Origin of the sequence: Streptomyces sp. NPDC060194, assembly GCF_042728285.1 — a bacterium.
GTDB lineage: Bacteria > Actinomycetota > Actinomycetes > Streptomycetales > Streptomycetaceae > Streptomyces.
In genome coordinates this window covers 55,649-77,825 of record NZ_JBHWZH010000008.1, presented here as the reverse complement: position 1 = coordinate 77,825, position 22,177 = coordinate 55,649, and the positions used below count along the sequence as shown (strand labels likewise).

The following is a 22,177-nucleotide window of genomic DNA, read 5'->3' as shown; positions in this document are numbered from 1 at the left end:
CGGCACGCGTTCCGTGCCGTCGGCCCCTCACGGCCGGTGAGTCCGCTCCTCAGGTGTGCACGGCGGCACGGGGGTCGTCGAGCAGGCGGTCCGGCAGGCCGAACAGCGGGAAGAGGCGGGCGGTGTCGCGGAACGCGGTGATCGCGGTGATGCGGTCGCCGGAGAAGTCGAGGACCTGCAGCGCCCACGGGACGTAGCCGGACCCGTCGGGGCCCGGGCGGTACTGGGCGAAGGCGGGGGAGCCGTTGGCCCAGGTGGGGAGCAGCCGCGAGCCGCGGCAGCCGATCGCGGGGCCGGTGAGCCACGCCCGGATGTCGGGCAGCCCGCGCATCCAGTGCGCGTACGGCGGCAGGCTCAGCGTGGCGTCGACGTGCAGCAGCAGGGTGAGCTCCGCCATGTCGTAGCGCGCGAACGCGGCGGCGTAGCGTTCGGCGAGGAGCCGGCGGACCCGGTCGCCACCGGACCGGGCGGAGGCCGACGCGCCGGCCGAGCGGCGGTCGGCGAGTGTGGCGCGCGCCCGCCCCAGCGCGCTGTTGGCCGAGGCGACGGTCGAACCGAGCAGGTCGGCGACCTCGCGCGCCGAGAAGCCCAGGACGTCCCGCAGGACGAGCGTGGCCCGCTGCCGGGGCGGCAGGTGCTGCAGCACGGCGACGAACGCCAGCCGTACGGACTCGCCCGACGCGGCCGCGGCCTCCGGGCCGCCGGCCGGGCAGGGCTCCACCCACAGCGCGCCGTCGTGCGGGGCCGCCGGTGGCGTCCCGCCCGCGCTCGGCCCCGACAGGTCCATCGGAAGCGCCCGCCGCCGGCCGGACGCGAGCGCGTCCAGGCAGACGTTGGTGGCGATCCGGTACACCCACGTCCGCAGCCCGGACCGCCCCTCGAAGCGGCCCCGCCAGGCCCGGACGAGCGTCTCCTGCACGGCGTCCTCGGCCTCCGCGTACGAGCCGAGCATCCGGTAGCAGTAGCCGGTCAACTCGCCCCGGAACGCAGCGATCTCCTCCACAGCGCATCCCTCCCCGGGGCCCACTGTACGGCCGGTGCGACCGTCACCAACCCGCCGTCCCCGGCTCGCCCTTGAACGGGCCGCGGATCTCGTCCGTGATCCACCCGCCGTAGAAGTCGCCCGACTGCGGGCGGACGGTCTCGCCGTCCACCGAGCAGCGGTCGACGCGGGTGGGGTAGAAGGCGAAGTGGTCGGTGAGCAGCGTGTACGCGGCGACCGGGTCGGGGTAGCTCCACGTCGCGCGGCGCGAGACGCGGGAGCCCACGGCCAGGTTCCAGTACGACGCCTCGCCCTTCCACTCGCACCAGGTGGTGCGGGTGTCGGCGACCAGGTGCTCGACGGCCACGTCCGCCGCGGGCACGTAGAACACCGGCGGATGGCTCGTCTCCAGCACCCGCACGGCCCGACGCGAGTCCGCGATCACCTCGCCCGCGAACTCCACCACCACCCGCCGCCCGTCCCTCACCGCGGCCGGGGGCCGCGGATACTCCCACACCGACTCGGGGGCGCGCCCCGGCACACCGTCCACCATCATCGCCTCCTGCCCTCGCCCCCCTCCTACCCCTTCCGGCCCCGGCCGTCCCGCCCGCCGCGCGGTCGGTTCGGCTCGTCCCCCACGGCCTGCCCGGCAACGCGGTCGGACTCAGTCCCCGCCGCCACCTCCGCCGCCGGACCCGCCACCGCAGGCGGCGCCCGTGTCCGCGGAGGCATCGGATTCGCCGTCCAGGGCCTTGCCCATGCGCCTCAGGGTCCGGCCGAGACCGGACGGAAGCGCCGGGGCGGGTTCGGCCGGGCGTCGCACCGTTCCGTCGGGGAGGATCGCGGCCCCCTCCAGGACGTACGCGGGGACGCCCGCGTCGAGCCCGGCCGCTCGGAGGCACCGCCTGCCCCGGCGGGTCACCCGGCGACGCGCGCCCGCCACCAGGCCCCGCGCGGCCAGCCGGCGGCCGATCTCGTCGACCTCCGGCGAGCGCGTGAGCGCGAGGCGTACGGCGGCCAGGCCCCTGCTCCGTCCGCAGAAGTCGACCGCGGCACGCTCGACCGGGTGCTCGGGACGCTCCCACCCCGCCACCGTGCACGCCCGCGAGGCGTGCACCGCGAGCAGACCGCGCCGCTGCAGGGCGACGATCGCACTGTCCGCCACCCGCGGCGCCCCGCCCGCCAGGAACGCGACGTCGTACACGTCCGGAGCCGGCGTCCCTCCCGGGCCCGTGTCCGAGCCCGCGCCCCGTCCGAACCGTCGCGACGACCACCCCATACCGGCCCACCCCCGTCTCGGCCCACCGCCCCGGTCGGCAGTGTCACCGCCCGGGACCGCGTTCAACCCTCCCCGGCGCCGTCCCGCACCGCCCCCGCGTCAGGCTCCCGAGCCCGCCCGGGGCCGGCCGTCGTGGCGCAGCCGGAGCCGCCGCCGGGGGTGGGAGCGCGGCATCGACCTGAGCGTCCACCCCTGCTCCCCGGCGACGCGGAGGACGTACCCGGCGCCGGCGCCCCGGAAGAAGTGGACCCCGAGCTCCATGTCCCGGTGGTACTCGCGGCGCACACCGGAGGTCTCCACCCTCCGCGTCTGCCGGGCGACCCGCCCCTCCACCCGCCGCCGGTACCACTCCGCGTCGCCCTCCCGCACCAGCGCGACCGGCGTCACGCACCACAGCGGGACGAACGGTATCCGCCCCAACGTGGCGTCGAGCACCCGCAGCGCGGCGTTCTCGACCCTGGGGACCAGCAGCACGACCACCTCGGCCACCACCGCCACGCCGTAGAAGAACGCGGCGATGAACACCCACGCCACCCACCACAGCGGCAGGAACACCAGGGTCAGCGCGAACAGCGGCCACCGCAGACCCGCCGGACGGACGGGCAGCGGCCCCCACGCGGGGTCGTCGTAGTCATCCACGAACGGTCCACTCTCCTCGGTTCGCTCCTGCTCGGCGGCGCGCGGGTGAGTGTACGACCAGGGCGGTGGGGCGCGTGCCGGCACCCATCGGCAAACGGTCCGGGTGCCGTCGCCGTCCGAGCGCACCGTGTCAGCGCCGACGGCGGAGTGACGGCTCGTCATCGAGGACGTCGCCCAGGATCCGCAGGCCGGAGCGCGCCCGGGCGCGGACGTCGGGCGCGGGGTGGCGCGTCAGGCTCCGCAGGAGCGTCGCGTCCTCGGGGCGGCGCTGCTCGGCCAGGCCGACGGCCGCCGCCGGTGTGACGGCCGCCGGGTCGGCGCACAAGGCCCGGTAGTGGACGCGGGGGTCGTCGCCCACCGCGCGCAGCTCCCGGCAGACCGACGCGAGGACGGCGGGAGAAACGTCCGCCAGGTGCCGGACGAGCTCCTCGCCGCGCCCGGCGCCGCGCAGCCGCGCGAGGGCCGCGGTGCGTACGGCGGGGTCCCGCGCCGAGAGGAGGCGGTCGAGGAACGCGTTACCGTCCGGGGCGGCGAGGACTGCGGCGCAACTGCGGTGGCGGACGTACCGGGTCCGGTGCGTGACGGCGAGTTCGGCGAGGTCCGACGGGCGGAGGAAGCCGGTCTCGACGGCGGTGGTGAACGCCTTTCGGCGCACGTCGTACGAGCTGTTGGTGTGCAACTGGGCGAGGACCTGAGGCCGCACGCGGTCGAGTTCGGCCCGCCTGCCGGGCGCGAGCGCCGCGCTCATCACCACGCGCAGCGCGTGCAGCCGCACCCCGTGGTCGGGGTCGGTCGCGGCGATGGCCAGGGCCCGCGTCGGGCCGAGGCTCCCGTACACGGCCGCGGCGTGCACGCCCGCGATCCGCGCGTCCCGGTCGCGGGCCGACAAGAGCTCGGCCCGCGCCGCCTCCGGCAGCCCGCCGAGCCGCCCGAGCACGGCCTGCCGCACCCACCCGCCGTGCTGCCGCCGTACGCTCACCAGCGCGGCCAGGGGCGCGAGTCGCGCAGCAGGGCCTCGTCCGCGGCGGCGAGCGCGCGGGTGAGGACCGTACGGGCGAGGTCGTGTACGCGCTCGTCGGAGTCCGAGCAGCGGATCAGGACGAGCGGCAGTACGGAGGAGGGCAGCGGGCGGGCCAGCGCGGCGGCACGGACCCGGGGGTCCGCGTGGGCGAGGCCCAGGACGCGCTCGGACTCGGTGGGGGTCGCGCTCCAGGAGGGAGCGCCCCCGGAGGCGGACTCCCGCCAGCGCGGGGCGCGTTCCCAGTCGACGATCTCCCGCTGGTCGACCCAGCGGAAGCCGACGAGGATCCGGCAGCTGCCCCGACCCCGCAGGGCGGTGTACAGGTGGACTCCGCCGTCGAGCCCGCCCCAGTCCTCGGCCCGCCCGGCCCCGACGGCCGAGTCGACCCCCTTGCCGACGAGCAGCCGCTCGGCCGCGGTGAGGAGCTTCGTCGGCCCGAGCGCGTACGTCTTCATGCGGCGGACTGCAGCGCGGTGGTCCACCCCCGCCACCAGTCGTTCTCCGGCGGGCCAGCGCTTCACGCACCGTCCGCCCGAGCCACTTGAGCGTTCGCTCAAACTCGGCTACCTGCCGGTTTGAGCGAACGCTCAAGAGTAAGGGGGGAGCAGGGCATGGGGTTGTACGCCGAGACGTTGGTGGACGCGGACATGGACGTCCTGTGGGACCGCACGCAGGACCCGGCGCGGCACCAGTCGTGGGATCTGAGGTTCACCTCGATCGCGTACCTGCCGCGCGGGGAGGACGAGCCGCAGCGGTTCCGGTACGCGACGCGGGTGCTGCCGTTCCTGTGGGTCGCCGGGACGGGGGTGAGCGCGGGGGAGCGGCAGCGGTCGGACGGCTCGCGGGTGTCGGCGCTGCGGTTCGCGTCGGGGCACCCGCTGTCGCTGCTCGCCGAGGGCAGCGGCTACTGGCGGTACGTCCCCGGGCCGGACGGGATCCGGTTCCTGACCGGGTACGACTACCGCCCGCGGTGGGGCGGCTTCGGGGCCGTCGCCGACCGCCTGGTGTTCCGGCCGCTGATGGGGTGGGCGACGGCGTGGTCGTTCGACCGGCTGCGGCTGTGGTGCGAGCGCGGCACCACGCCGCGCGCCGCGCTCGCCCGCGCGCTCGCGGAGTGCGCCGCACGGCTGGTCGTCGTGCTCGTCGTCCTGGCCGCGTACCCCGTCGCCGCGTTGGCCACCGCCGCGCTCGCCCTCCTCCTGCCCCCGCTGCCCGGCACCCCCGCCGCGCGCCGCTGCCGCCGCACTCCGGCCGGACGCGCCGACGCACCCCGCCTGCTCGCCACCCTGGAGCGCTCGTGACCTCGATCTTCCACGCCCACATGGGCGCCGACTTCGGCCGCCTGCACCCGGAGATCCGGCGGCGCTTCTCCGTCGGCCTCGACAGCGGCGAGGCCTGCGTCGGGCGCGGCACGATGGACCGCATCCGCCACGGTGCTCCGTTCGTCAAGCCGTTCCTCCGGCTCGGCGGGACGCGCAACATCCTCGTGCCGCGCGAGGGCCGCGACGTGCCGTTCACCATCGAGAACTTCCCGTACGCGGACTCCTTCGGCCGCGAGACGGTCACCTTCGTGCGGACGTTCCAACTCCCCGGCGGACCGCACCGGTTCGACGCCACGATGGTCCTCGGCCCCGAACGGGACCGCGTGCTCGACTACCTCGGCACCCACCAGCACCTCGCCAGCGACCTCCACCTGAGCGCCGAGCCCGACGGCTCGCTCCTCATCCGCTCCGGTCAGCACCGTTTCCGCGAGGGGCCGGTGGACGTCCGCGTGCCGTCGCTGATCGGGGGCGACGCCGAGGTCCGCGAGTCGTTCGACGAGAGCACCGGGCGGTTCCGGATCCGGGTGCGCGTCACCAACCGGCACTTCGGCTTCCTCTTCGGCTACGAGGGCTCCTTCACCGCCGAGTACGTCGACGCCGGCCGGCTCCGCGACGATCTGCGGCCCGTCCGCGAGGAGGCCCGCGCATGAGCCCCGCCGGCGACACGCGCCGCAAGCTCCTGGAGGGCGCCCTGCGCACCCTGGTCGAGCAGGGCGTCACCAAGACCTCGGCCCGCTCGATCGCGGCCACCGCCGGGGTCAACCAGGCGCTGGTCTTCTACCACTTCGGGTCCGTCGACGAACTCCTCGCCGCGGCCTGCGTGTTCGGGGCCGAGCAGCGCGTCTCGCGCTACCGCGGGCGGCTCGCGGAGCTGGACTCGCTCACCGAACTCCTGGACTTCGCCCGCGCGATGCACGCCGAGGAGCGGGAGGCCGGGCAGGTCGCCGTCCTCGGCCAGCTCCTCGCCGCCGGCCAGACCGCGCCCGCGCTGGCCGCCGCGACCTCCGCCGGACTCGCCCTGTGGGTCGACGAGTTGGAGGCCGTCCTCACCCGGCTGCTCGCCGGCACCGCCCTCGCCGGGTTCACCGACCCCGCCGGGCTCGCCCGCGCGGCGGCCGCCTCCTTCGTCGGCATCGAGCTGTACGAGGGCGTCGACCCCGAGGGCGGCGCCCGCGCGCTCGACTCCCTGGAGCAGCTCGCCGTCCTCGCCCACGCCCTCGAAGGCCTCGGCCCCCTCTCCCAGCGCGCCGTCACCCACCGGCTGCGCCGCCACCGCCGCCCCTGACCCGCGCCCGCGGGTGCAGGCGCACCTCGATCCCGTCGGACGGCTGCTCCGCCGCCTCCTCCGCCGTCACCCGGACCCGCACCGCGCGCCCGGTGTCCGCCTCGACGAAGGACAGCGGCGGGCGGCCGTCCTGCAGGTGCGCGTCGCCCCACTGCACGAGGGACAGGAACACCGGCAGCAGCTCCTCGCCCGCCTGGGTCAGCCGGTACTCGTCGCGCGCCCGCCGCCCCGGCTCCCGGTAGGGGGTGCGGGCGACGACCCCCGCGGCCTCCAACTGCTTGAGCGCGCGCGACACCGCGGGCGCGGAGGTGCCGATCCGCGCCGCGAAGTCCTCGAACCGGGTCGTGCCGTAGAAGCACTCGCGCACGACCATGAAGACCGTGCGGGTGCTCAGCAGGTCCAGGACCCGCCCGGCGGAGCACCCGTCGCCGACCGCCCACGCGTCGCGGTCGCCCAGCCGCTTCTCGAACCTCATCGCCATCCCGCCAGTGTAACTAATGCTTGCGTTAGCCAGCCCGGACGTGCTTCCATCTGACTAACGGACTCGTTATCCAGATGGGGAGGCTGACATGACGGCGGTGGCGGGCAAGGTGGTCGTGGTGACCGGCGGACGGCGCGGGCTCGGCGCCGCGCTGGTCGACGAGGTGCTGGCCCGCGGTGCGCGGAAGGTGTACGCCACCGCGCGCACGGCGTACGCCGACGACCGTCCCGAGGTGGTGACCGTCCCGCTCGAGGTCCGCTCCGAGGAGTCGGTCGCCGCCCTCGCCGACCTCGCGGGGGACGCCGGGATCGTCTTCAACAACGCCGGCACCCTGCTGCCCGCGCCCCTGCTCACCGGCGACCTGGCGCGGGTGGACGAGACGCTCGACGTCAACGTCCTCGGGCCGCTGCGCATCGCGCGGGCGTTCGCGCCCGTCCTCGCCGCGAACGGCGGCGGCGCGCTGGTGAACATGCACTCCGTGCTGTCGTGGCTGGCCGGCAGCGGGGCGTACGGGGTCTCCAAGGCGGCCGCGTGGTCGCTCACCAACTCGCTCCGGCTCGAACTGGCCCCGCAGGACACGCACGTCGTGGGTGTGCACGCCGGGTTCATCGACACCGACATGGTCGCGGCCGTCGACCGGCCGAAGGCGAAGCCCGCCGACGTGGCCGCGCGGATCCTCGACGGCCTGGAGGCCGGGCACACCGAGGTGCTCGCCGACGACGTCAGCGCCGCCGTCAAGTCCGCGCTGTCGGGGCCGGTCGAGCGGCTGACGATCCCGGCCGCGGGCTGAAGCGCACGACGAGAGGAGGGCGACCGCCATGCCCCTGTGGACCGTTCACCACACGCCCGGGATCTTCTCCGCCGAGGAGAAGCACGGACTCGCCGCCGCGATCGCGGACCACTACCAGGAGGTCGGACTGCCGCGCTTCTACGTGGTCGTGCTCTTCCACGAGCTGCGCCCCGAAGACTTCCACATCGGCGGCGAGCCCGCCCCCGTGGGGGTCCGCGTCGTCATCGACCACATCGCGCGGCGGCTGCCGGACGAGCGCAGCAGGCGGCGGACCGCGCGCTGGATCCGGGAGATGCTCCAGCCCCGGCTCGAACGGCACGACGGGCTGCAGTGGGAGTTCCACGTCGACGAGACCAGCGCGGACCTGTGGATGATCAACGGTCTCGTCCCGCCGCCGGGCGGCTCGGAGGCCGAGCGGCGGTGGGCGCAGGACAACGCGGCGACGGCGTACTGACGCCGTTCCGGCCGGCGGGCAGGCACCGGTGCCGGAACGTGGGCGTCGTCCGCCCACGTCCGCCGGCGCCGCGGCCCCGGGCTCAGGCGGTCGAGTCCGCGCGGCGGGGGAGCTTCCAGTCGGGGCGGGGGAAGTGGCAGGTGTAGCCGTTGGGGTAGCGCTCCAGGTAGTCCTGGTGCTCGGGCTCCGCCTCCCAGAAGTCGCCCAGCGGCTCGACCTCGGTGACGACCTTCCCCGGCCACAGCCCGCTGGCCTCGACGTCGGCGATGGTGTCCTGCGTGACCTTCCGCTGCTCGTCGTCGGCGTAGTAGACGGCGGAACGGTAGCTGCGGCCGATGTCGTTGCCCTGGCGGTCCGCGGTGGTCGGGTCGTGGATCTGGAAGAAGAACTCCAGGATGTCCCGGTAGCTCGTACGGCTCGGGTCGAAGAGGATCTCGATCGCCTCGGCGTGGTCCCCGTGGTTCCGGTAGGTCGCGTTCGGGGTGTCGCCCCCGCTGTACCCCACCCGCGTCGCCACGACCCCCGGCTGCTTGCGCACCAGGTCCTGCATCCCCCAGAAGCAGCCCCCCGCCAGCACGGCCTTCTCGACACGCTCGCTCATCACCGCTCCTCACTCCGGCCGCCGATCGGCCTCGCCCGCACCAACGTTCCTCCCCGCCATCGTATTCCGCGGCACCCGTACGCAAACCTGCGGCACCGTGTGCCGGAGGCACCTGGCACGATGCGCGCATGAGCACCGCCGTCGACTTCTTCACCGCACCGGACGACCCGTCGGCTGCGGCCGTGATCGCGGCGGGGCCGGGGCGCGTGTTCGCGACGCTGTCCGTCGGCAACTTCGACGCGGAGGAGGCCGTGGTCGTGTGGGAGTGCGTCCTTGCCGGGGGTTCCTACGACGAGCTGCTCGACGCGGGGGAGCCCCGCGTCGTCGCCGACGACGGGGTCTGCGTCGTGTTCGCGCTCTCGCCCCGCCTCTCCGCCGCGCTCGCCGCGGCCGAGCCGCAGGCGCTCCGGGCCGCCGCCCTCGACTGGTCCCGCCGCACCGCGCACGACGGGCGACCCGTCGACGCCGACACCGCCTCGGCCGTCCTGTCCGCCCTCACCCGAGACGGCGGCGGACGTCTCTACTGCCGCGTCGCATGACACGCACGCCCCCACCTACCCGGCACGGCGCGCACCGACTCCGATGCCGCCCGGGCGCGGGCGCTCGATTCGCGCCGCCGTAGGCGTGGCAGTTGCTGGACGCCGTAGCGGGCAGGCGGGCGGTGTGAACCGATGGATGCGGCGGGGACTGGAGTCGGCGTGGTGGGGGACGGCGATGGGGGTGGGGTGGTCGGTGACGAACCACTGGGGGTGGGATTCGCTCGCGTACGGGGGGCTGTCGGCGGGGCTGTGGTTCGCGGCGTCACCGCTTCGGGAGCGGGCGGAGCGCCACTACGCGGCGCGCCGCGTCCGGCGGCGGGCGCGGCGGGCGGCCCGGAAGGCCGGCTGACACCCTCCGGCCGCCGAGCGGCGGCCCCCGCTTACGAGAACAGGCTCGCCACGAAGGGGAGGACCGCGGCGAGGGTCTCGCGCTCGCGCGGGGTCAGTTCGTCCGGTGAGGTGGGCTCGACATCGCTGATGTCGAGGGTGGAGTGGTAGGTCTGGGCCATGGTCACCCCGGTCGGGGGAGCGGGCTCCTCCGCGCTCGCCGCGGGCGCGACGGCGGACAGGAGCGCGACGGCGAGGGCGGCGGGGACGAGAACCTTCGTGATCTTCATGCCGGGGTCAACGATCCCGCCCCGGTCCGGTCACGGACCCTTGCCGCGCCCCCCTCCCCGCACCGCCGCTCGCGGACGCGGCCGGACCGCCCTCACGGGCGTCCGGCCGCTGACCACGCTCCGAGGACCAGGACCTCAGTCGTCGTCCTCCTCGTCCGGGTCCGGGTCCTTGCGGGCGGTGGCCCGGACCCACAGCGGCATGATGAACCAGCACAGGGCGAACCACGTCGCCATGCCGGTGACGAGCAGGATCGCCAGCCAGTTGTGGGTGACCACCCGCAGGATGAGCAGGAAGGTCGAGACCATCGTGAAGTAGAGGAGCACCAGGCCGACCATCGTCAGCTTGGAGGCCCAGATGACGGTCCGCGTCTTGAGCTTCTGGCCGGAGAGGAGCCGGCGGAAGGACACCGTCCCGATGAGCGCTCCCGCCGTGGCGGAGCCGAGGACGACCGTGATGATGTAGATGGCGCGGTCCGTGGAGCCGAGCTCCTCGAAGCGGGGCTGGAAGGCCACCGCGAGCAGGAAGGCGAACAGGATCTGCACACCCGTCTGCGCGACCCGCAGCTCCTGCAGCAGCTCGCCCCACTGCCGGTCCGCGCGCTCGCTGCGCGTCTCCCGCCGTCCGTCGGGGGACGCGTCCCGGTCCTTCCTCGGCGTGCTCTCCGGCCGTCGCTCCGCCTGCTTCGTCGACCCCGAGGCCGAACCCTGCGTGTCCTGACGGGGGACACGGCCCTCTTCTCTCTCGTCCATGCGGCCCTTGTGCCCCGGGTCGCCGTGGACATGTACGGGACATCATGAACGACTTCACACTCCTCCCCGATACCTTCACCTCTCCCGGCGGCGTCGGGTTCCGCGCCGTCGACACCCGTACGCGACATGTTGACCAGCGGCTACCCGCCCGCACGGTCCGCGGCCGGCCTCCGCCGTCCCCCGTCCGCGCCCGGATTGCCGGGAGAGTGGCGGTCCGGGGAGAATCGGGACCCCGTTCACGGTTGCCAGCGGCCCCACCCATGGAGGATGGTTGCCGAACGGCAACATTTTTTCGACCGGATGAGGTGAGGGGTTCGCACAGCGGGCCCTCCGATTCATGACTTCCGCCCGGCAGGCACCCGCCCCGAGCGTCCCCGCTCCGGCGCCCGCCGCATGGACGACGGTGCCCTACCCGGTCCTGGTCGCCGACCGGGCCGGGACGCTCCGCCACGCGAACCCGCGCGCCGTGGCGCTCTTCCCCGACCTCGCCGAGGGCGCGCCGCTCGCCGGCGCCGTCCCCGCCTGGCTGACCCGCGCGCACGCCGTGACGACGTCCGACGAGCCGGCGACCGGCATCGTGACGGGCGCGGTGGGGGAGCGGAGCTACGAGGCCCACCCCACGGTGACCGACGACGGCGACGTCGCCTGGTGGTTCGTCGACGACACCGACCACCGCCTCGCCCGCGAGGCCCTGCGCATCGAGCGCGAGCGCACCGCGTTCCTCGCCGAGGCGTCGAACACCCTGCTGTCGTCGCTCAACCCGGCCCGCTGCATGGACACCACCGCGCAGCTCGCCTCCCGGCACCTCGCCGACGCGGCCCTGGTCATCGCCCCGCGCGTCGGCCGGCTGCTGCCGGTGGTGAGCTGCGTCGAGGGCGGTGAGCCCGCCCGCGGCCAGCTCGACGCCGATCCCGCGGACGTCCCCGGCCTCGGCGAGGCGCTGCAGGGCTTCCCGCCGGTCCCCTCCCGCTGGATCGACCCGGCGACGGCTCCCGTCTGGATGGTCCCCGACGGCTTCGGCGACGTGGGATCGATCGTCATCACCCCGCTGCCGGGGCACGGCGTCCCGGCCGGCGCGCTGGTGCTGCTGCGCCGGGACGGCAGGGAGGCGTTCACGGAGGCCGAGGAGGTCTTCGCCCGGCTGTTCGCGGCCCGCGCCGGCGCGGCGATGTCCGCGGCGCGGCTCTACGCCGAGCAGTCCTCGCTCTCGCGGACGCTGATGCGCGACCTGCTGCCGCCGGTGCTCCACCAGGTCTCCGGCGTGGAGTTCGCCGGCGGCTACCGCCCCTCGAAGGACCACGAGCGGATCGGCGGCGACTTCTACGACGTCCACCCGGCCGTCACCGAGGGCGAGCCGTCGTTCGCTGTCCTCGGCGACGTGTGCGGAAAGGGGCTGGAGGCGGCCGTCCTCACGGGCAAGATCCGCAACACGCTGCACGCGCTCCTGCCGATGGCCGGCGACCACCAGCGGGTCCTCGAACTCCTCAACGGCGCGCTGCTCAACTCCCACCACACCCGCTTCGCCACCCTCGTCCTCGCCTCCGCCGTCCGCGAGGCCGGCTCCGTGCGCCTGCGGATCACCAACGCCGGGCATCCCCAGGCGATGGTCGTGCGGCAGGACGGCACGGTCGACGACATCACCTCGCGCGGCACGCTGGTCGGCGCGCTGCCGCAGGTGCGCTCCACGACGGTGGAGGCGCGGCTCGCGCCCGGCGAGTTCTGCGTGCTCTACACCGACGGCATCACCGAGGCCAAGGGCGGTCCGCTCGGCGACGAGCTGTTCGGGGAGCGGCGGCTGCGGGAGGCGGTCGCGCAGTGCGCGGCGATGCCCGCCGAGGCGATCGTCGAGCACGTCCAGATGCTCGCCGCGCAGTGGGTCGGCGCGCGGCCGCACGACGACATGGCCGTCATGGTCATCGCCGCGCCGCGCACCCGACACCTCAGCGCGGTGGACGGCCACACCCGCGGGCGGTTCACCGCGTGACGCCCGACGGCCCGTCGGGCGGACCCCCGCCCGGCATACCCGGCCCCGAACGGGGCAAGCGCTCCCGAGAACCGCTCCGCAGAACCTGCCCCGCTCCCGACCCCAGGACTCCCGCATGACATCCGCACCCGCGCCACGACGAGAAGCGCTGGCGACGACCACCGTCCCCAGCGCCGACGGCACGACGCTCGTCCTGGCCGTGCGCGGGTTCCTGGACTACGACGACTCCGAGCGGTTCCTCGACGAGGCCGTCGCCCACCTCACCGCCACCCCCGGGCTGCGCCACCTGCGCGTGGACTGCGCGGCGCTCGGCGGGATCGACTCGATGGGCCTGTGCGTCCTGCTCATGCTGCACCGCCGCACCGCCGCCGCGGGCGTCACCCTCCACCTCGACAACCGCCCCCCGCTCCTCGACCGCGTCCTCACCGTCACCGGCACCCTCGAACACTTCGACCCGCATCACGCGGACCGCGACACCGACGGCCCGCGCCGCTAGAGACCCGCCGTCCGCCGCCCCGGTACGGGCCCGGCCAGGAGCCGCGCCGCGCGGCACAGCGTCTGCCCGTGCCGGTCGAACAGCTCGTCGCGCGAGTCGAAGCGGCCCAGGTCGACGAGGAGGTGCGCGGAGAGGTCGCACGGACCCGCCGAGGCGGGGCAGACGGCGGTGCCGTCCCAGTCGACGGCGGTACGGGAGACCGCCTCGAAGAGGGTTTCGGGGCCCGTGTCGGAGAAGCCCCCGTCCTCGCCGGCCCGGCCGGCCCCGGCGCTCGCGAAGAGTTCCGACACGGACAGCCAGCGGCCGTCGACGCGGAACTCCGGCCAGGCGAGCACCACCTCCGCGGGCACGACCCGCCGCATCCGCGGGAAGCGCGGGTACCAGAAGCGCCCGTCGACCACCAGCCCCCGCACCCGCGTCGGCACGTCCAAGTCCGGGCGACCGCCTCCAGGACGGCCATCCGCTGACTGCACGACCCGCGCCCGCGCCGCAGCACCTCGGACACCGGTCGCGTCTCCTCCACCGCGTACACCGGCCGCACCTCCGCGGCGATCCACCGGTGCGCCCGCCGCAACGCCTCCAGACCGCCCGCGTCCTCCACCCCCATCGCCCGCACCGCGGCGGCCACCCGCGGATGCCCGAGGTCGAGGATCCCCGTCGCCTCCGTGCCCCCCGACGCCTCGCGCCCCGCCGGCTCCGGCCTCCGCGCCCGCCCGAGCGGCATGAGCAGCCCACTCACCATGACCGATCCCTCCCCGTCCCGCTCTTGAACATGTTCACGTATGTCTCGCGGGGAGTGGCCGGCGCTAGCGTGTTGACCCTCACACCGTGTCAGGCGATGGAGTCGGAGCCATCATGTTCACCATCGGAGACTTCGCCCGGCACGGCCGCGTGTCGGTTCGCATGCTGCGGCACTACGACGCCGTCGGGCTGCTGCGCCCGGCGCGCGTGGACGCGGCCAGCGGCTACCGCTACTACTCGGCGGGCCAGTTGGCCCGGCTGAACCGGGTCATCGCGCTGAAGGACCTCGGGCTCACCCTCGAACAGGTGGGGCGGATCCTGGACGAGAAGGTCACCACCGAGGAACTGCGCGCGATGCTGCGGCTGCGGCGGGCCGAGCTGGAGGCCGCGATGCAGGCGTCCGCGGCGCGGCTGGTGCAGGTCGAGGCGAGGCTCCGGTCGATCGAGAGCGAGGGACGCATGCCCACGAACGACGTCGTACTGAAGGACATCCCCGCGATGCGGGTCGCCGAACTGAGCGCGCCCGCGGCGAGCTTCGAGCCGGAGGACGTCGGCCCGGTGATCGGCCCGCTCTACGACCAGCTGTTCCAGCGCCTGCACGCGGCGGGCGTCGCCCCGACCGGCCCGGGCGTCGCGTTCTACGAGGACGTCCCCGACGGCGGCGGCAGCGTCACCGTCCACGCCGCCGTCGTCGTCGCCGCGCCGCCCCGGGACGGCGAGTTCCTCGTCCACGACCTGCCGCCGGTCGCCGGCGCCGCCACCATCGTCCACCGCGGCTCGATGGAGTCGATCCTGCCCGCCGCCCAGGCGCTGGCGCACTGGATCGACGAGAACGGCTACCGCTCCTCGGGCTACCCGCGCGAGATCAACCTGGAGTGCCCGGAGGACAGGGACGACTGGGTCACGGAGCTGCAGGTGGCCGTGGTCAAGCCCTGACGGGCGAGCCCCGGGGGTCGGAGTCCGCCCGGCACCCGGGGGGCTCCGGCCCGGCCGGAGGGCGACGCAGAAGCAGGCCTGCGGCGGGGCGCCTCGCGGCGGCCGCGCCGCGACCCGCGGCACGGGCGGCTGCCGTCGCGGGGCCCGCAGCGGCCCGCACCCCCTGCCCGTCGCCCCGCGTTCACCTGGGTTTGACACCCTCCACGGGTGAACTTCCCGCAGCAGCACGTCCCCGGCTCCCCCGTCCGGTCCGGCATCCCCGAGCACGGCCGGGTGCCCAAGTACTACGCCGTCAAGGCGCGCGTCGCGCAGGTGATGGACGAGCTGGGGGAGGGCGGGCTGCTGCCGACCGAGCGGGACCTCGCCGTCCGCTACGAGGTCTCGCGGGAGACGGTCCGCCAGGCGCTGCGGGAGCTGCTGCTCGAAGGGCGGCTGCGGCGGCAGGGGCGCGGGACGGTGGTCGCGGGGCCGAAGCTGGAGCAGCCGCTGGCGCTGGCGAGCTACACGGAGGGCGTGCGCCGGCAGGGCCGCACCCCCGGCCGCAGCCTGATCACCCTGGACCGCTTCCCCTGCACGGCCGCCCTCGCCCCCGAGGTCGGCGTCGCGCCCGGCGAGCCGGTCTGGCACCTGGAGCGCGTGCTGCTCGCGGACGACGAACGGGTCGGCCTGGAGAGCACGTACGTCGCCGTGGCGCGCGCCCCGCGCCTGGACGCCGACTTCGACCCCGACTCCTCGTTCTACGCCTACCTCCGCGACCGGCTCGGCATCGCCTTCGGGGCGGCCGACGAGCGCATCGAGACCGTGCTCGCGACCCCGCGCGAGGCGCTGCTCGTCGGCACCCCGCCCGCGCTGCCGATGCTGCTCCTCCACCGCGTGTCGCGGGACTCCGCGGGGGAGCCGCTGGAGCGGGTGCGGACGCTGTACCGCGGTGACCGGTTCAGCTTCACGACGCACCTGGCGCCGTAGCGGACGGTCGAACACGTCGGTGATGCGTCAGTTCTGACAGTGCGTCACCCGTGCACTCGGGTCACGGAAAGGTAACGGGTCTAGTCCAACATTGCGCCCCGGTTCACCCTTCCGTCACCGGCGTGTCCTCGCCGCGCCACCGCCGGCCGCGACCGTTCAGGGCGTGAGAGTCATCGTCGTAGGAGCCGGCGTGGTGGGAACCATGCACGCCTGGCACGCAGTGGAAGCCGGCCACGAGGTCGTACAGATCGAGCGCGAGAAGGAGGCCCGGGGCGCGAGCCTGCGCAACTTCGGTCAGATATGGGTGAGCGGCCGGGCGGCCGGCGAGGAGCTGGAGACGGCGCTGCGGGCCCGGGAGCTCTGGGAGGAGCTCGGGGCGCGTGTCCCGCGGCTCGGGTTCCGGGCCAACGGCTCGCTCACCCCCGTCCGCACAGACGCCGAACTCGCCGTCGCCGAGGCCGCGGTGGCCGCCCCGGACGCCGCCGCCCGCGGCCGCAAGCTGCTGACGCGGGAGGAGGCCCGGGCCCTCAACCCGGCGCTGCGTGGGGAGTTCACCGCCGCGCTGTACTGCGAGCGGGACGCGGCCGTCGAACCCCGCACCGCCCAACTCGCGCTCCGGGAGGCCCTGCTGGCCTCCGGCCGGTACACCTTCCTCCCCGGCCGCGAGGTCCGCGACGTCACCGGCCCCGCGGCGGTCCGCGACGACCACGGCGACATCCACCGCGGCGACCACGTGATCCTCGCCCCCGGCGCCGCCCTCTCCGGCCTCGTCCGCGAACTCGCCCCCGAGCTGCCGGTGCGCCGCGTCCGCCTCCAGATGATGCAGACCGACCCGCTCGGCGAGCCGCTGACCACCTCGGTCGCCGACGCCGACAGCTTCCGCTACTACCCCGCGTACGACTCCGCCGCGCTGGAGGCCGCGCAGCCGCAGGCCCCCGTCGCCGCCGAGCACCGCATGCAGCTGCTGATGGTCCAGCGCCTCGACGGCGGCCTGACCGTCGGCGACACACACGAGTACGAGCACCCCTTCGCGTTCGACACCGTCGAGGAGCCGTACGAGCACCTGGCCGCGGTCGTCGAGACGCTCCTCGGCCGCCCGCTGCCGCGGGTGCGCCGGCGCTGGGCGGGGGTGTACGCGCAGTGCGTCGACACCACCCGCGTCGTCCACCGCGAGCAGGTGCGCGACGGGGTGTGGCTGGTGACCGGGCCCGGCGGGCGCGGCATGACCTGCTCCCCGGCGATCGCCGAGAAGACCGCACACGAACTGGGCTGGTGACACACATGACCGTGCAGCACACCGCACACCTCGTCGTGCTCGACATGGCCGGCACCACCGTCGCCGACGACGGCCTGGTCGAGGAGTCCTTCCGGGCCGCCGCCGCACACGTCGGCGAGGACCCGGCGTCCATGCTCGACCACGTCCGCGCCACCATGGGCGAGTCGAAGATCGCCGTCTTCCGCCACCTCCTCGGCGGCGACGAGACCCGCGCCCGCGAGGCCAACGCCGCCTTCGAGCGGGCCTACGCCGAACGCGTCGACGCCGACCGCATCGCCCCGGTCCCGGGCGCCGCCGAGACGATCGCCGCGCTGCGCGAGAGCGGCCGCACCGTCGTCCTGTCGACCGGTTTCGCCCGCGTCACCCAGGACGCGATCCTCGACGCGCTCGGCTGGCGCGACCTCGCCGACCTCACCCTCTGCCCGGCCGACGCCGGCGGCCGCGGCCGCCCGTACCCCGACCTGGTGCTCACCGCCCTCCTGCGCACCCGCGCCGCCGACGACGTGCGCCACGTCGCCGTCGCCGGCGACACCGCCTACGACATGCTCAGCGGCGTCCGCGCCGGCGCGGGCATCGTCGCCGGCGTGCTCACCGGCGCCCACGACAAGGACAGGCTCACGGCCCACGGTGCGACGCACGTGCTGGCCTCGGTGGTCGAACTCCCGGACCTCATCGACGGGTTGCGCTCGTGAGCGCGCCCGCGGGCGGGATCCGCTTCGAGAAGGTCTCCGTCGCCTACGGGCAGCACACCGTCCTCGACCAGCTCGACCTGACCGTCGCACCCGGCGAGGTCATGGCCCTGCTCGGCCCCTCCGGCTCCGGCAAGACGACCGCGCTGCGCGCCGTCGCCGGCTTCGTCGCCCCCGCCTCGGGCCGGGTGCACCTCGGCGACCGGGACGTCACCGACCTGCCGCCGTACCGGCGCGGGATCGGGATGGTCGTCCAGAGTTACGCGCTCTTCCCGCACCTGCGGGTCGAGGAGAACGTCGCCTTCGGGCTCCGCGCGCACAAGGTGCCCCGCCGGGAGATCCCCGGCCGGGTCGCCGAGGCGCTCGAACTCACGGGCATGGCCGACTACGCCCGCCGCCACCCGCGCGAGCTCTCCGGCGGCCAGCAGCAACGCGTGGCCATCGCGCGGGCGTTGGCCATCAAGCCCGCCGTACTCCTGCTGGACGAACCGCTGTCGGCGCTCGACGCGCAGCTGCGCTCCGGGATGCTCGCCGAACTCGCGCGCCTGCATCGCGAGTTGCCCGACGTCTCCATGCTCTACGTCACCCACGACCAGGTCGAGGCGCTCACCCTCGCCGACCGCATCGCCGTCATGGACCGCGCCCGCCTCGTCGACGTCGGGACGCCCCAGGAGCTCTACCGGCGGCCGCGGACGGAGTTCACGGCGTCGTTCGTCGGCAACGCGAACCTGCTGCCCGTGCGGGTGACCGGGGCGGGGGTGTCCTTCGAGGGCGTGCCCCTGAAGGTCGCCACCGGGGCGGCGGCGGAGGGCGCGGCGGCCACGCTGTGCGTCCGGCCGCACCTGGTGGGCCTCGGCGAGGGGCCCAACACCCTGCGCGGGACGCTCGGGGAGGTGCAGTGGCGGGGGGCCGTCCACCGGCTGTACGTGGACGTGGCCGGGCACCGGGTGACGGCCGACCTGCGGGAGCTCAAGGAGACACCGGCCCTGGGTTCGGACGTCGCACTGCACTTCGCGCCCGACGACGCGGTGCTGCTCGACGCGGGGGTGTCGCATGGCTAGCGCAACAGTGCGGGAGGCGGTTCCGCACGCGGCGGACCACCCGCCCGGCCCCGGGTCCCCCGCGGCCCGCCCCGGGCCCGGACTCCTCCGCGCGGTCCGCCCCTGGCTCTGGGCGCTGCCGCCCGTCGCCCTCCTCGCGGCCGTCTTCGTCTACCCGCTGGCCCTCGTCGTCGACGAGAGCCTCGCCCCCGGCGCCTGGGCGCAGGTCCTCGGCGACGCCGTGTTCCGCGAGGCGCTGCTGACCACCGTGGTCCTCGCGGTCGGCGCGACCGCCGGCTGCCTCGTGCTCGGCTTCCTGCTCGCGCTCGTCATCGCGTTCGTGCCGTTCCCCGGCGCCAAGGCCGTCGCCCGGTTCGTGGACGTGTTCCTGTCCTTCCCGTCCTTCCTGATCACGCTCGCCCTGCTCTTCGTCTACGGCAGCGTCGGGATGGCGAACGGGCTGTGGACGGACGCCACCGGGGCCGCGGAAGGCCCGTTCCGGTTCCTCACCACCCCCTGGGGCGTGCTGCTCGCGGAGATCACGTACTTCACGCCGTTCGTGATGCGCCCGCTGCTCGCCGCGTTCTCCCAGCTCGACACCGCGCAGATCGAGGTCGCCTCCTCGCTCGGCGCGCGGCCCGCGCGGATCGTCCGGCGGGTGATCCTGCCCGAGGCGCTGCCCGCGCTGGCCGCCGGCGGCGCGCTGGTGCTCGTGCTGTGCCTGAACGAGTTCGGGATCGTGCTGTTCACCGGGGCGAAGGGCGTCACCACCCTGCCGACGCTCGTCTACGGCAAGGCGATCCTCGAGTCGGACTACGCCGGGGCCTGCGTCGTCGCCGTCGTCAGCGTCGCGCTGTCGGTCGGCCTTTACACCCTCTACCGAAGGGCGGCCCGTCGTGTTGGTGCATAGCCGCACCGGGAGGTGGGCCTCCTGGGCGCTCTTCCTCGTCCTGTTCGTGCCGCTGTTCGCCGTGCCGCTCGCGGTGGTCGTGGCGGCGTCGTTCGCGACGAACTGGTCCGGCGCGTTCCCGTCCGGGCCGACGGTGTCGCACTACGCGTCCGCGCTGCGCGGCGAGGCGCTGCAGGCGCTCACCACCAGCCTGGTCACGGCGGCGGTCGCGAGCCTGCTCGCCCTGACGCTCGGGACCTGGGCCGCGCTCGCCGCGCAGCACCTGCCGGCGGCCGGGAAGCGGCTCGTCGACGCGCTGTTCGTGCTGCCGGTCGCCGTGCCGTCGGTCGTCGTCGGGCTCGCCGTGCTCGTGGCGTTCTCACAGCCGCCGGTGCTGCTCAACGGCACGCGGTGGATCGTCGTCCTCGCGCACACCGTGCTGGTCACCGCGTTCGCCTACCAGTCGGTGTCGGCGGCGCTCGCGCGGCTCGACCCGGCGTACGCGCAGGCCGCGGCGGGGCTCGGGGCGCGTCCCGCACGGGTGCTGTTCCGGGTGCGGCTGCCGCTGCTGCTGCCGTCGCTGAACGCGGCGGCCGGGCTCTGCTTCGCCCTGTCCATGGGCGAGTTGAGCGCCACGATGATGCTCTACCCCCCGGACTGGATGCCGCTGCCGGTGCTCGTCTTCACCGCGACGGACCGGGGGTCGCTGTTCACCGGGTCCGCGGTCGCGGTGGTCCTGATGGCCACGACGCTCCTGGTGCTGCTCGCGCTGTCGCGGGTGCGGACCCGGGCGTCCTACCGCTGACTCCCCGCACCGTTAACGCCGTTAATACCCCGCGCTCCGAACAGGTGTGCCCCGTCAACGGCGTTGACACCCCGCCTCCTCGACGCCCGCACCGTTAACGCCGTTAATACCCTCCTCCTCCAGAAAAGGACCACGTCATGCCTCGCCACCGCTCCCCGCTCCGGCCCGTGGCCGCCGTCGTCGGCAGCCTCGCCCTGGCCCTCTCCGTCACCTCCTGCGCCGGCGACTCCGCCGCGGCCGACCCCGATGTCGTCACCGTCTACAGCGCGGACGGGCTCAAGGGGGAGAACGGGGACGGGTGGTACGACCGGGTCTTCGCGGACTTCGAGAAGAAGACCGGGATCGAGGTGAAGTACGTCGAGGGCGGCTCGGGGGAGATGGTCCAGCGGGCGCTGCGGGAGAAGTCCAACACGCAGGCCGACGTGCTCGTCACCTTGCCGCCGTTCATCCAGCAGGCCGACGGCAAGGGGCTGTTGGAGGAGTACGAGCCGGCCGGCGTCGACCAGGTGGCGCAGGGGGACAGGGCGGCGGACGGTTCCTGGACGTCCGTCGTCAACAACTACTTCTCCTTCGTCTACAACAAGAAGGAGCTGAAGCGGCCGCCGAGGACGTGGGAGGAGCTGCTCGACGAGAAGTTCGCGGACAAGCTGCAGTACTCGACGCCGGGGGTCGCGGGGGACGGGACGGCTGTCGTGATCAAGGCGATGCACGACTTCGGGGGGCGGGAGCAGGCCATGGACTACCTGAAGAAGCTCCAGGCCAACAACGTCGGGCCGTCGTCCTCCACGTCCAAGCTCGCGCCGAAGGTCGACAAGGGGGAGCTGCACGTCGCCAACGGGGACGTGCAGATGAACTTCGCGCAGTCCGCGTCGATGCCGAACCTGGGGATCTGGTTCCCCGCGCGGGAGGGCGGGCGCCCGACGACGTTCGCCCTGCCGTACGCGGCCGGGCTCGTCGCGGACGCGCCGCACGCGGCCAACGGGCGCAAGCTGCTCGACTTCATGCTGTCGGAGGGTGCGCAGAAGCAGGTCAGCGCCATCGGCGGCGGTTTCCCCGCGCGTGCGGACGTCAAGCCCACCGACGCCAACGCGGTCGCCCTGGACAAGCTCCTCACCGGCGTGGACGTCTTCCAGCCGGACTGGGACGACATCTCGGAGAACCTGCCCGCGCACATCGCCGCGTGGAAGTCCGCCATGGCCAACTGACCCACCCCGGTGAGTCGATCTGCAGCTCGACTGCGTGGCCCTGCGGGCGGCCGGGGGCGTGCCGCCCCGAACCCCCTGCTCGCGGCACCGCCGCGGATACCGGGCTCCGCCCGGTGGCCTCAAACGCCGGCCGGGCTGAAGTTTTCGGGCCACCGCTCGCCGGCCGGGCGGAGGTATCTGGGCCGCCGCTCGCCGGCCGGGCGGAGGTATCTGGGCCGCCGCTCGCCGGCTGGGCGGATGTATCTGGGCCGCCGCTCGCCGGCTGGGCGGATGTATCTGGGCCGCCGCTCGCCGGCTGGGCGGAGGTATCCGGGCCGCTGCTCGCCTGCTGGGCGGAGGTATTCGGGCCGCTGCTCGCCGGCCGGGCGGAGGTATCTGGGCCGCTGCTCG

General features: G+C 74.7%; 27 protein-coding genes. 16 read left to right on the top strand and 11 right to left on the bottom strand.

Annotation, left to right across the window (positions count from 1 at the left end; all coding sequences use genetic code 11):
- Window positions 1-49: 49 nt before the first annotated feature.
- The 6 genes from ACFWEG_RS03345 to ACFWEG_RS03320 all read right to left on the bottom strand — a co-directional run bounded on the left by ACFWEG_RS03345 (window position 50) and on the right by ACFWEG_RS03320 (window position 4,376).
- Window positions 50-1,003: a sigma-70 family RNA polymerase sigma factor gene (locus ACFWEG_RS03345; protein ID WP_387208641.1), complete on the bottom strand. Its 954-nt coding sequence runs from the start codon at window positions 1,001-1,003 to the stop codon at window positions 50-52.
- A 43-nt stretch (window positions 1,004-1,046) separates the two neighbouring features.
- Window positions 1,047-1,535, bottom strand: coding sequence for a DUF427 domain-containing protein (locus tag ACFWEG_RS03340; RefSeq protein WP_387208639.1), 489 nt, complete (start codon window positions 1,533-1,535; stop codon window positions 1,047-1,049).
- Between the two features lie 111 nt (window positions 1,536-1,646).
- Window positions 1,647-2,261 carry a TIGR04222 domain-containing membrane protein gene (locus ACFWEG_RS03335; protein WP_387208637.1) on the bottom strand — a complete coding sequence of 205 codons (615 nt, stop codon included), beginning with the start codon at window positions 2,259-2,261 and terminating at the stop codon, window positions 1,647-1,649.
- A gap of 99 nt (window positions 2,262-2,360) precedes the next feature.
- Window positions 2,361-2,900, bottom strand: a complete 540-nt coding sequence (locus ACFWEG_RS03330) for a hypothetical protein (RefSeq protein WP_387208635.1) — start codon at window positions 2,898-2,900, stop codon at window positions 2,361-2,363.
- Between the two features lie 130 nt (window positions 2,901-3,030).
- Entirely contained in the window at window positions 3,031-3,879 is an 849-nt protein-coding gene (locus ACFWEG_RS03325) for a hypothetical protein (RefSeq protein ID WP_387208633.1), read from the bottom strand.
- On the bottom strand, window positions 3,876-4,376 hold the full coding sequence (locus ACFWEG_RS03320) for a hypothetical protein (RefSeq protein ID WP_387208631.1): 501 nt from the start codon (window positions 4,374-4,376) through the stop codon (window positions 3,876-3,878). The genes ACFWEG_RS03325 and ACFWEG_RS03320 overlap by 4 nt, the downstream gene beginning before the upstream one ends.
- A 156-nt stretch (window positions 4,377-4,532) precedes the next feature.
- Here ACFWEG_RS03320 and ACFWEG_RS03315 point away from each other — a divergent pair, with 156 nt between their 5' ends.
- Genes ACFWEG_RS03315 through ACFWEG_RS03305 form a run of 3 tightly spaced genes read left to right on the top strand, consistent with a single transcriptional unit; the run spans window position 4,533 to window position 6,528 of the window.
- Window positions 4,533-5,222 (top strand): hypothetical protein, encoded by a 690-nt coding sequence (locus ACFWEG_RS03315; protein WP_387208629.1) that lies wholly within the window; start codon window positions 4,533-4,535, stop codon window positions 5,220-5,222.
- A complete protein-coding gene (locus ACFWEG_RS03310; RefSeq protein ID WP_387208627.1) occupies window positions 5,219-5,893 on the top strand; it encodes a DUF4166 domain-containing protein in 675 nt (224 codons plus the stop codon). The genes ACFWEG_RS03315 and ACFWEG_RS03310 overlap by 4 nt, the downstream gene beginning before the upstream one ends.
- Window positions 5,890-6,528 carry a TetR/AcrR family transcriptional regulator gene (locus ACFWEG_RS03305; RefSeq protein ID WP_387208625.1) on the top strand — a complete coding sequence of 213 codons (639 nt, stop codon included), beginning with the start codon at window positions 5,890-5,892 and terminating at the stop codon, window positions 6,526-6,528. Before ACFWEG_RS03310 ends, ACFWEG_RS03305 begins: the two co-directional genes overlap by 4 nt.
- Here the strand turns inward: ACFWEG_RS03305 and ACFWEG_RS03300 are convergent.
- The gene (locus ACFWEG_RS03300; RefSeq protein ID WP_387208623.1) at window positions 6,494-7,009 is read right to left on the bottom strand and encodes a winged helix-turn-helix transcriptional regulator; all 516 of its coding nucleotides are present in this window, start codon (window positions 7,007-7,009) and stop codon (window positions 6,494-6,496) included. The genes ACFWEG_RS03305 and ACFWEG_RS03300 overlap by 35 nt on opposite strands.
- Window positions 7,010-7,097: 88 nt before the next feature.
- On the opposite strand from ACFWEG_RS03300, the gene ACFWEG_RS03295 reads away from it, so the two are divergent.
- Both ACFWEG_RS03295 and ACFWEG_RS03290 read left to right on the top strand, forming a co-directional pair.
- On the top strand, window positions 7,098-7,799 hold the full coding sequence (locus ACFWEG_RS03295; RefSeq protein WP_387208621.1) for an SDR family oxidoreductase: 702 nt from the start codon (window positions 7,098-7,100) through the stop codon (window positions 7,797-7,799).
- A gap of 28 nt (window positions 7,800-7,827) precedes the next feature.
- Window positions 7,828-8,253: a tautomerase family protein gene (locus ACFWEG_RS03290; RefSeq protein ID WP_387208619.1), complete on the top strand. Its 426-nt coding sequence runs from the start codon at window positions 7,828-7,830 to the stop codon at window positions 8,251-8,253.
- Between the two features lie 82 nt (window positions 8,254-8,335).
- Here ACFWEG_RS03290 and msrA read toward each other — a convergent pair whose 3' ends face one another.
- Window positions 8,336-8,854 carry a peptide-methionine (S)-S-oxide reductase MsrA gene (gene msrA / locus ACFWEG_RS03285; protein WP_387208618.1) on the bottom strand — a complete coding sequence of 173 codons (519 nt, stop codon included), beginning with the start codon at window positions 8,852-8,854 and terminating at the stop codon, window positions 8,336-8,338.
- Window positions 8,855-8,982: 128 nt separating this feature from the next.
- Here msrA and ACFWEG_RS03280 point away from each other — a divergent pair, with 128 nt between their 5' ends.
- Window positions 8,983-9,393, top strand: a complete 411-nt coding sequence (locus tag ACFWEG_RS03280; protein ID WP_387208616.1) for a hypothetical protein — start codon at window positions 8,983-8,985, stop codon at window positions 9,391-9,393.
- A 380-nt stretch (window positions 9,394-9,773) separates the two neighbouring features.
- Here ACFWEG_RS03280 and ACFWEG_RS03275 read toward each other — a convergent pair whose 3' ends face one another.
- Together ACFWEG_RS03275 and ACFWEG_RS03270 are read right to left on the bottom strand one after the other, a co-directional pair.
- A complete protein-coding gene (locus tag ACFWEG_RS03275; RefSeq protein WP_387208614.1) occupies window positions 9,774-10,010 on the bottom strand; it encodes a hypothetical protein in 237 nt (78 codons plus the stop codon).
- Window positions 10,011-10,145: 135 nt separating this feature from the next.
- Window positions 10,146-10,760, bottom strand: a complete 615-nt coding sequence (locus ACFWEG_RS03270) for a DUF6328 family protein (RefSeq protein ID WP_387208612.1) — start codon at window positions 10,758-10,760, stop codon at window positions 10,146-10,148.
- A gap of 337 nt (window positions 10,761-11,097) precedes the next feature.
- Between ACFWEG_RS03270 and ACFWEG_RS03265 the strand changes: the two genes are divergently transcribed.
- Together ACFWEG_RS03265 and ACFWEG_RS03260 are read left to right on the top strand one after the other, a co-directional pair.
- Window positions 11,098-12,744, top strand: coding sequence for a PP2C family protein-serine/threonine phosphatase (locus ACFWEG_RS03265; RefSeq protein ID WP_387208610.1), 1,647 nt, complete (start codon window positions 11,098-11,100; stop codon window positions 12,742-12,744).
- A gap of 115 nt (window positions 12,745-12,859) precedes the next feature.
- Window positions 12,860-13,240, top strand: coding sequence for an STAS domain-containing protein (locus ACFWEG_RS03260; protein ID WP_387208609.1), 381 nt, complete (start codon window positions 12,860-12,862; stop codon window positions 13,238-13,240).
- Here the strand turns inward: ACFWEG_RS03260 and ACFWEG_RS03255 are convergent.
- Window positions 13,237-13,671 carry a hypothetical protein gene (locus ACFWEG_RS03255; RefSeq protein ID WP_387208607.1) on the bottom strand — a complete coding sequence of 145 codons (435 nt, stop codon included), beginning with the start codon at window positions 13,669-13,671 and terminating at the stop codon, window positions 13,237-13,239. The two genes, ACFWEG_RS03260 and ACFWEG_RS03255, sit on opposite strands and share 4 nt — an antisense overlap.
- Window positions 13,672-14,095: 424 nt before the next feature.
- Here ACFWEG_RS03255 and ACFWEG_RS03250 point away from each other — a divergent pair, with 424 nt between their 5' ends.
- The 8 genes from ACFWEG_RS03250 (at window position 14,096) to ACFWEG_RS03215 (ending at window position 21,787) form a co-directional block, all read left to right on the top strand.
- Complete coding sequence (locus ACFWEG_RS03250) at window positions 14,096-14,917, top strand: MerR family transcriptional regulator (protein WP_387208605.1); 822 nt, start codon at window positions 14,096-14,098, stop codon at window positions 14,915-14,917.
- A 207-nt stretch (window positions 14,918-15,124) separates the two neighbouring features.
- The gene (locus tag ACFWEG_RS03245; RefSeq protein WP_387208603.1) at window positions 15,125-15,883 is read left to right on the top strand and encodes a GntR family transcriptional regulator; all 759 of its coding nucleotides are present in this window, start codon (window positions 15,125-15,127) and stop codon (window positions 15,881-15,883) included.
- A 163-nt stretch (window positions 15,884-16,046) separates the two neighbouring features.
- Window positions 16,047-17,159: a TIGR03364 family FAD-dependent oxidoreductase gene (locus ACFWEG_RS03240; RefSeq protein WP_387208601.1), complete on the top strand. Its 1,113-nt coding sequence runs from the start codon at window positions 16,047-16,049 to the stop codon at window positions 17,157-17,159.
- A 5-nt stretch (window positions 17,160-17,164) separates the two neighbouring features.
- Entirely contained in the window at window positions 17,165-17,851 is a 687-nt protein-coding gene (locus ACFWEG_RS03235) for a phosphonatase-like hydrolase (protein ID WP_387208599.1), read from the top strand.
- Window positions 17,848-18,909: an ABC transporter ATP-binding protein gene (locus ACFWEG_RS03230; RefSeq protein WP_387208597.1), complete on the top strand. Its 1,062-nt coding sequence runs from the start codon at window positions 17,848-17,850 to the stop codon at window positions 18,907-18,909. Before ACFWEG_RS03235 ends, ACFWEG_RS03230 begins: the two co-directional genes overlap by 4 nt.
- Complete coding sequence (locus ACFWEG_RS03225; RefSeq protein WP_387208595.1) at window positions 18,902-19,798, top strand: 2-aminoethylphosphonate ABC transporter permease subunit; 897 nt, start codon at window positions 18,902-18,904, stop codon at window positions 19,796-19,798. Before ACFWEG_RS03230 ends, ACFWEG_RS03225 begins: the two co-directional genes overlap by 8 nt.
- Window positions 19,785-20,582 carry an ABC transporter permease gene (locus ACFWEG_RS03220; RefSeq protein ID WP_387208593.1) on the top strand — a complete coding sequence of 266 codons (798 nt, stop codon included), beginning with the start codon at window positions 19,785-19,787 and terminating at the stop codon, window positions 20,580-20,582. The genes ACFWEG_RS03225 and ACFWEG_RS03220 overlap by 14 nt, the downstream gene beginning before the upstream one ends.
- Window positions 20,583-20,719: 137 nt before the next feature.
- Window positions 20,720-21,787 (top strand): 2-aminoethylphosphonate ABC transporter substrate-binding protein, encoded by a 1,068-nt coding sequence (locus ACFWEG_RS03215; protein WP_387208591.1) that lies wholly within the window; start codon window positions 20,720-20,722, stop codon window positions 21,785-21,787.
- Window positions 21,788-22,177 lie beyond the last annotated feature (390 nt).